The 8,260-nt window shown below is 39.7% G+C and carries 10 protein-coding genes; all 10 read left to right on the plus strand.

Annotated elements, in window-relative coordinates; genetic code table 11:
* The first annotated feature begins 110 nt into the window (after positions 1-110).
* The 10 genes from BANVL01_RS24575 to BANVL01_RS24625 all read left to right on the plus strand — a co-directional run bounded on the left by BANVL01_RS24575 (position 111) and on the right by BANVL01_RS24625 (position 8,181).
* Positions 111-644, plus strand: coding sequence for a sigma-70 family RNA polymerase sigma factor (locus BANVL01_RS24575; protein ID WP_066095139.1), 534 nt, complete (start codon positions 111-113; stop codon positions 642-644).
* Positions 637-1,659 carry a DUF4179 domain-containing protein gene (locus tag BANVL01_RS24580; RefSeq protein WP_066095143.1) on the plus strand — a complete coding sequence of 341 codons (1,023 nt, stop codon included), beginning with the start codon at positions 637-639 and terminating at the stop codon, positions 1,657-1,659. Before BANVL01_RS24575 ends, BANVL01_RS24580 begins: the two co-directional genes overlap by 8 nt.
* Before the next feature lie 205 nt (positions 1,660-1,864).
* Positions 1,865-2,584 carry a hypothetical protein gene (locus BANVL01_RS24585; protein WP_066095147.1) on the plus strand — a complete coding sequence of 240 codons (720 nt, stop codon included), beginning with the start codon at positions 1,865-1,867 and terminating at the stop codon, positions 2,582-2,584.
* A gap of 4 nt (positions 2,585-2,588) precedes the next feature.
* Positions 2,589-3,341, plus strand: coding sequence for a hypothetical protein (locus tag BANVL01_RS24590; RefSeq protein ID WP_066095150.1), 753 nt, complete (start codon positions 2,589-2,591; stop codon positions 3,339-3,341).
* Positions 3,342-3,433: 92 nt separating this feature from the next.
* On the plus strand, positions 3,434-3,985 hold the full coding sequence (locus BANVL01_RS24595; protein WP_066095157.1) for a DJ-1/PfpI family protein: 552 nt from the start codon (positions 3,434-3,436) through the stop codon (positions 3,983-3,985).
* A 132-nt stretch (positions 3,986-4,117) separates the two neighbouring features.
* Entirely contained in the window at positions 4,118-4,921 is an 804-nt protein-coding gene (locus BANVL01_RS24600) for a metallophosphoesterase (RefSeq protein WP_066095161.1), read from the plus strand.
* A gap of 197 nt (positions 4,922-5,118) precedes the next feature.
* Entirely contained in the window at positions 5,119-5,613 is a 495-nt protein-coding gene (locus BANVL01_RS24605; RefSeq protein ID WP_066148134.1) for a sigma-70 family RNA polymerase sigma factor, read from the plus strand.
* Entirely contained in the window at positions 5,606-6,619 is a 1,014-nt protein-coding gene (locus tag BANVL01_RS24610) for an anti-sigma factor (protein WP_066095168.1), read from the plus strand. Before BANVL01_RS24605 ends, BANVL01_RS24610 begins: the two co-directional genes overlap by 8 nt.
* Entirely contained in the window at positions 6,604-6,912 is a 309-nt protein-coding gene (locus tag BANVL01_RS24615) for a hypothetical protein (RefSeq protein WP_066095174.1), read from the plus strand. Before BANVL01_RS24610 ends, BANVL01_RS24615 begins: the two co-directional genes overlap by 16 nt.
* Positions 6,913-7,485: 573 nt before the next feature.
* Positions 7,486-8,181 carry an AIM24 family protein gene (locus BANVL01_RS24625; RefSeq protein WP_066095185.1) on the plus strand — a complete coding sequence of 232 codons (696 nt, stop codon included), beginning with the start codon at positions 7,486-7,488 and terminating at the stop codon, positions 8,179-8,181.
* Positions 8,182-8,260: the final 79 nt, after the last annotated feature.

The following is an 8,260-nucleotide window of genomic DNA, read 5'->3' on the forward strand; positions in this document are numbered from 1 at the left end:
AAGGAGCCTGCGCTTAAATAATAGAAGTTGAAATATTACTATTATTAAATAGGTTGCAACGTTTCGACTTCCCCATTCGACTTTATAATGAAAAGGAGGGGATAGAAAAAATGGATATTGCTAAATTAGTACAAAAGGCGAAGAAGGGTAATGATGAAGCATTTGAACAGCTGATTAGTTCTGTTCGCCCAAAATTGTATCGGACTGCCTATTCATATGTAAGAAATGAACAAGATGCTTTAGATATTTATCAAGAAACCATTTACAAAGCATACATTTCTCTAAAAATGTTAAAAAAACCCGAAAGTTTTCAGAGCTGGATTACAAAGATTCTCGTTTTTAAAGCTATTGATTTTATTCGAAAAGAATCGCGGCATTTTAGTACAGATGATGAGAAAATATTTGCTGAATTAATTTCTAATGAAAACGTCGATTACATAGTCCATTCAATGGATTTATCCGAGGCCTTTAAATTTTTGGATCCCAAATACAAGACAATTATTTTACTGAGGTACTATCACGATCTTTCTATTAAGGAAATTGCAGCCATTATGAATTACCCGGAAGGAACGGTAAAATCCCACTTACATCGAGTACAAAAAGAACTGAGGCCAATTTTAAAGGAGGGTTATATTTATGAATAAAGAAAACTTTAATCAATCAATTGATAATATAGATTTACCTCTTGAGAAGTTACTAGCGAGGGAAAAGGCAGCTATGTCCCAAGCAAAGAAAATGCGGAAGGTTGGCAGAACAACGAATCATTCAATGCTAATGGCCTGCGGTTTATGTATTATCTTATTCGGCTCTGGATTTGTATCATCGGGTATGGCCGCTGTGTTATCGAATATACCACTCATTGGCCCAATCTATAAGGAATTTAGAGATATTGCAACTGATAAAATAGAGAAAGATCAACTTGCGACAGTGATTGAAAAACAGGATAGCCATGATGGCTTAACGATGACTGTTAAAGAAGCGGCTTACGATGGTGGCAGGCTAATCGTAACAGTTGCCTATTCAGGGGAAAAGGCACTCTCACTCAAGGAAGAGAACGTCGGATATAACTATGTAACAATTAATGGAGAAGAATTCAAGGTAGCGATTGGTTCCGGTACGCAACGTCCGATCAATTCAAAAACAACTATTGAGCAACATCAATTCACTCTAGCTAAATACAATGAATACGGCGATAAAATTGAGGTAGCTGTCCATGGGGAAGATTTGTTTGGCTACAAAGGTAAATGGGGGGTGTCCTTCCCACTTGAAAAGATAAAGGGTGATATACACGAGTTCTATCCAGATGTGAAAACTAAGAACGTTAACAATGTTTATACGTTAACAGCTGACAAAGTAACATTTTCGCCACTATCAACAAGAATAGATGTAACAGTCGATTACCCCGCTGAACTAGATGAAAATGATAGATGGAAATGGTTTGATTTCTCAGTAGTCGATAATAATGGGAATGTCTATGATCGACTAAAACTGCAAGCGGGAATGGCTGGAAACTACGGACACCATATGGTTCTAGCATTGCCGCCAATGGATACGATACCAAAGTCACTCACACTTAAGCCAGCGGATATAAATAGTGAAGGGTATATAGAAGATATCAAGGAATTAGAGCTGGTCGTTCCTTTGAAGAAAACGAAATAAAGATGTCAACAATCAATCTTTTCCTAAGCCACTATTTTTAAGTATTGCTTCTAAGACTTGTCCCCTATTAATGGGCCGAGTCTTTTTTTCTTACTATCTAAAAATTGCAGGGTAAGGTTGCGTTATACCGGTTCTTGAAAAAGCATAATGGTTTTGCAGGAAATTTGTAGTTTTATGGTGAATTATGTAAAACAGGAGGTGGGGAATGAACATTCATTTTGATTTTTCGTTTGATCTCATTGCATTTATATTTGGATTTTTAGCATGGTGTGTTATTGGATTTATTGCCTATCGCATCCATAAAAAACAAGCTGCGAAGCCAAAGGTCTGGAAAGTGATTGTAAGTGTACTAGCAGGTATTTTTTGTTTTTCGATTAATTTACAATTTTTTGGCGAGCTGCTCAAAATCCCAATCTTACCACTTGGTGTTTGGATTTTGTTTGGAATATTGAAGAGAAAGGAAGGGCGCTGGCAGATATATCGGCGTTTCGCTTGGTTAGGCTTTTACGCAAACTTTATTTTCTTGGCGGCAACGCTCATAGCCATTCCTGCCCATCTGCTCATATATCCTGAAGACGAGATTTCAACTTATATCTCAAATGTAGAAAATGCCGCTATTATCAATATCCATCCTTCGGCGAGAGATTACTCACTAAATATAGAAAAACTGCAGAGTCAATTACATAACATGAGTCAAGCAACGATTTATAGCGAAGAGTGGTACGAAGAGACATTTATGGGATCTGATTCTAAAAAGATAAACGAACGGTTTCCCTATCAACTCAGCGGAGCTTTACCAAAATGGGGGAGTGGCATGGAATCAATCATATACGTTGAAGCTGATGGAAAAGGAATTTTGGTAACGGCACCGAATAAACAGCTCTATTTTCGCTCAAAAGACTCCTTGCTGAAAGGAGGAAAATAATCTGATGAAAAAAAGAATCTGGTTCTTTGCTTTGTTAGCTGTAATTGTCCTCTCAGCAACAGCGATTTATTGGTTTTATTTTTCAAAACCTGATCCTTTTCTAACAAATGAACAATTGATTGAGGAGATTAATCAGGTCTTTCCAGAGGCTGCGGTAAAAGAAATTCAAGACACGATTTCTATCGATGAACGGCATCGGGTTGTCCCGTTTGTTGCTGAGGGAGATAAGTACGGCTTTAGTAATTGGCAATGGCAGCAGCATAAATGGGAGATTGTCTCCTTTAATACAATGGAACAGCCATATATTTGGAAGATTAATAGCGAAGATCCAACAACCTTTCGCCTTGTATGGAATATTCATCCTGCTGGTCAAGTCGATTATCTAACGTTTTATTTAATCAGACAGAGAGGATATCATAGCCGGGATGGGCAAGTAACGTATGACCCCGGAGTTCAAATGGCGAAAAAGGTCGCCCTTCAGGGGGAATCGTATGGTGTATTGCAACTGCCGGCAGATTGGGCAGTATTCATGAACTCACTCAAAAAGGTAGAATCGGCTAAAAATCATGATATATTTTCCAATCATTTCTTCTTTGATAAAAGTATGTATTTTGGCTGGACTGCCTATGACAAACTCGGAAAAGAGACATTCCCAAAGGGTAATAATAACAATGGATTTTCGACGGGAGGCGGCGACTTAGATTTCCTCATGTATTTGAATGAATCGAAAATTGAGTCTCCGAAAGATGGGGAATAAACTCCTAGGATAAAAAAAGGGAATGAAAGGGAAAAGCTAGAATATATAAATAAAGGTGGAATAGCCATATTTTTTCGAGGGGGAATGAAATCATGTCAAAAAAAGTTCTATTGATCGCCGGGGACGCCGTTGAGGCACTAGAGATTTATTATCCATATTTTCGCTGTCTAGAAGAAGGTTATGATGTGCACATTGCGGCGCCATCGAAGAAAAAGCTGCAAACAGTTGTGCATGACTTTATCGGCTGGGATACGTATACGGAAAGCAAAGGATACTTAATTGAAGCCCAAATAGCCTTTGAAGATGTGAACCCTGAAGAATATGATGGATTAATTATTCCCGGCGGAAGGGCACCTGAGTACATTCGCTTAAATGAAAATGTTCCAAGAATTGTCGCGCATTTCTTTGAAGCGAATAAACCAGTTGGAGCCATTTGCCATGCGAGTCTAGTTTTGACAACGGTTCGCCAATACATGGAAGGCAGGGAGTTGACCGCCTATATCGCCTGCAAACCAGATGTAGAAGCGGCGGGTGCTACCTATATCGAAAATCCTCTGCATGTTCAAGGAAATCTTGTTTCCGGTCACGCCTGGCCAGATTTGCCGGGCTTCATGAGGGAATTTATTAAACAATTAAATCAATAAGGAACATATAGCCAAAATGGAAAAGGAATCAGAATTGAAATCTCTGGCTCCTTTTCTTATTTTAGTAATAGGAGAGCAAAAGGGTGATTGGAAAAAGCGTCTAATTTACACGTTCGCCGAGGAGGGTTCTAAATGAAAATTGCCGTTCTGTCAGACATTCATGAAGGCATCAATCGAGAAAATACACAGAAGGATATCGTGGCACTGCTAAAAAGTTGGCTGGCTAACCATACACCGGATGTGTTTATTATTAGCGGTGACATGACTAATGGTCCGGAAAATAGCCTTACCCTTTTGAATCAGCTGCAAAATGAATTTCCGCGAACGAAGTTATTATTTGTCCATGGGAACCACGATATCTATCATCAAGACTCAAAATTTGCCCGCGAAACACTACTTGGATTTCCGGGTAACCTCGGGAATGGTCCGGTGGAACTAAATGATGATTGGGTTGTAATCGGTGATGGCGGCTGGTATGACTACACCTTTGGGATCAATGGATTCATGGAAGAACAATTTACCTTGGGCAGGTTTCATGACTTCACATGGCCGGATAAGCTATATGCCCACTGGCCGGGACATGATAAGGACGAGACGGAACGGTATTTAGCGAAAATAGAAAATTGGTTGAGGGTTTATCAAGGAAAAAATATCATCATGGTGACACATATGGTGCCCTTTTCAAAGTTTGTCATATGTAAGGACGACCCCGGTTGGGACTTTTTCAATGCGATGATGGGAAGCTCGCGCTTCGGGGAATTAGCCATGAAATATGGTGTGAAAAAGTATATCTTTGGGCATATTCATACCCGATACCATGAGCTTTATAAAGGAATCGAAATCATTTGCAACCCCTTAGGCTACTATCCCTACGAATGGAACCACAAAACAGCAGAGGAAGAAATCCTTTCCGCGATTAAAGTGATTGAGATTTGATTAACTAATCCACAGCGGTGCCTGACACCAGCAATTCGGTGTTAGGTGTCCGAAAAAATAGGTTGACATAAATTTTTAATAGAAGAGATCCGAACACCATTCAAATCTTAATGAATGGTGTTTTTTAAATAAAAATTTTCCAAAGTTGCAACCTTTTGCTATCGTTAAACGTGGTTAGGATGAAAGGGGGAACAGCTTTGGAACTTGATCAAGCATATCAAGAAAACGTAAATGATTTGTATCGCTATCTTTTCTCCCTTTCAAAAGATCATTTTATCGCCGAGGATTTGGTTCATGATGCTTTTTACCGGGCCTATTTACACCTAGAAGATTATGAAATTTCCAATATTCGTGCCTGGCTTTTTAAGGTTGCTTACCATGCCTTTATTGATTTTAAACGAAAAAATAAACGCCTTGTCATTCAGGAGCAGCTGGAAGAGAGGAATTCCTCTAAGGAAACACCAGAAAAAAGGCTGCTTGAAAAAGAAAGTTTTCAATTGCTGTTGAATGACATTCATACCTTAAGGGAGCAGGAAAGACATGTTTTGCTGTTATGTGATTTGCATCAGCTGAAATACCATGAGGCAGCGGACATTCTTGACATGAAATTGAATACCTTAAAAAGTCTTTTACATCGAGCACGAAAGAAAGTTATGGATAAAGTCAAGGAAAGGATGATAGCCGATGAGTGATAAACACGATGAGGAAAAAGATTATCAACAGTATTTACAGGAATCCCTGAAGGAAATCAATGATTTTCAGCCTTATACCGAGGCAGATCAAACAGGGATTATAAAGCTTGGTAAACAAACAGCAAGAAGAACGAATATCATGATCAGTCTGGCAATTCTGCTGCTGGTTGTACCATTGATGACTTTGGCCTCCTATATGTATTACGCAACTGGCGACAGGGCCAACCAGCTAATCAATGTTGCGGCGAGAACCATTTATGTAACCGAGCCAAATATGGGTTTGGAAGAACTTAGATTGGAACATAAGATTGGCTTTTTCTCCATGAATATCAACTTTGATGTTTTTAAAAGGATTGGTAAAGAGGATTACAAGGTTGGCAGCTATGATATCGACTTTATGTTGGATCAGCCCGATTTTCCGAAGAGGAGCCTAATCTTAGATCGACCGTTGGATGAATACCCCAGCAAGGAGACAGAGTTCATGGTCCACCCTAAAGCAACTCTTCCCTTATCGGCATATACGGGGTGGGATATGTTGAAAAGAATTCCGGATGGATCGGTTGCCGAGATTTATGTTTCTTTAAATCAAGTCATGAAGCCTGAAGAATTGAAAGAGATTCTACCAAAAAATATGGAGCTACGCTGGCTGGCCGTCGATACCGGAATGGACGCAGCCCAGGTAGATCAAGAGGGGGTGCCGATTACACCGTTAGGTTATCCGGCACAGTACGACCCGACCACCTGGTCACCTTTTAAAACGGATGATAACGAGAGGGCTTTTCTCGAAATATTATTACAGCTTAAAAATAATGAAGCAGTGGCAACTAAAGTGGCCCGCGCCAAATCCTTAGCGTTGGGCGACCGCCTTGCCTATATCAAAAAACATGGCATTAATGTTTATGGTGCGGTCATCACCGGCCCGACGGAAGAGTTACGAAAACTTCAAAATCTGAAGGAAATCCGAGCAGTGAAGGTAGGGGAGGTTAAATTATGGAATTGGGAATAAAGTTAAAGGGTGGAGGCCAACGCCTGCCAACTATATCAGGATTCTTATCTTTCCTGATTGCCCTTATTTCGTTAGCCGGTTTAAATGTCGCCCTGTTAATGAAAGTACCAGTGTTTCCCGGAATCTTTATCGTCCAGCTCCCGATTGTGGGCTTTTTCCTCGGGCTATTTGGGCTAATTGCCCGCCGAAGGTCCAGACTATACGCAATTTGGGGCCTTGCTTTATGCACCTTTTTATTACTATTTACCCTTTTAATGATCATCGCATCATTAAGCATTAATCCAAAACCTTAGATTTTTTGGTGAACTAAACAAATATAGGGACAAATCCCCTAACAAAGTAGTTAAGATCTCCCTCAATGGACATACTTTGTAATAAAGTATGTCAAACTGAGGTGATGGTGTTGGGGAAAATAGCAAATCTTTGTTGGGAAGGTCTTACTCTAAAACACGTATCTCACAAAAAAATTGTTATTTCTTATTTATTGTTTGTCTTTACTGCATTTTTATTTGAATTGTTCTTATTCCTATTATATGGGGTTTCATGTTTTATTTTTTATGACTATGGCCAAAGCCCAAATTTTGTTTTTTATTTGTGTGGTGCAATTTTGATTTTAATTAAAATTTTAACAGTTTCAATGTTAAAAACAACCATATCAAGATACAAAGATGTCTTCTTAAAGGAACGGTTCCAGACTGCTAAAATAAGAGGATCATAGTAAAAAAGCGAACAATGCTGGTGGCACTGTTCGTTTTTTTTAAAATCAATTAACTGTATGTGTAATCGCTTGTGAATTTCCGTTTTTCTTTTTTGAAACATTCATGGTTATTATTCGTACATACAGTTAGGGAAGGAAGGTGTGCTGAATGAGCAGATATTCAATTGAAGAATTTATTAAACAAACGGAGCAAGTGGATAAGGGTGAGGGATTCTTTGAATTAGAGACCCCCCGTATGCTCGAAGTAAACCTGGATGGTCAAGTTTGGGCCAAGGCAGGCTCGATGGTCGCCTATCATGGGGAAATGAAATTTGTCCGAGAAGGAATCTTAGAGCACGGTCTTGGGACAGCCTTCAAAAAGGCACTAACCGGGGAGGGCGCCTCGTTAATGAAAGCAAATGGCAGGGGGAAATTATATCTTGCCGATAGCGGCAAAAAGATTGTTATCCTAAAGTTGCAAAACGATTCAATCTTCATTAACGGCAACGATCTGCTTGCATTTGAACCAAGTATTAAGTGGAAGATTAAATTAATGAAACGGATTGCCGGGATGATGGCCGGCGGACTATTTAATGTCTTTTGCGAAGGAACCGGGATGATTGCTTTTACTACCCATTATGAACCACTTACATTAAGAGTTACACCGGGCCAGCCGGTAATTACCGACCCAAATGCCACCGTCGCCTGGTCTGGAAACCTTCAGCCGGTCATTCAAACCGATATTAGTTTCAAAACCTTCCTTGGCAGAGGCAGCGGCGAGTCGATTCAAATGCGGTTTGAGGGGGATGGATTCGTGGTCGTTCAGCCATATGAAGAGGTATATATGAATTCCAAACAAGGGTAATAGGGGAAAAGGAAAACGGGAGGAAAGTCCTTTAACAAGGTCACTTAAAGACAAAACCGCCTAGGAAAGAGAGGGGAAT

It is taken from the genome of Neobacillus novalis NBRC 102450 (genome assembly GCF_001591805.1).
Taxonomy (GTDB): domain Bacteria; phylum Bacillota; class Bacilli; order Bacillales; family Cytobacillaceae; genus Neobacillus; species Neobacillus novalis.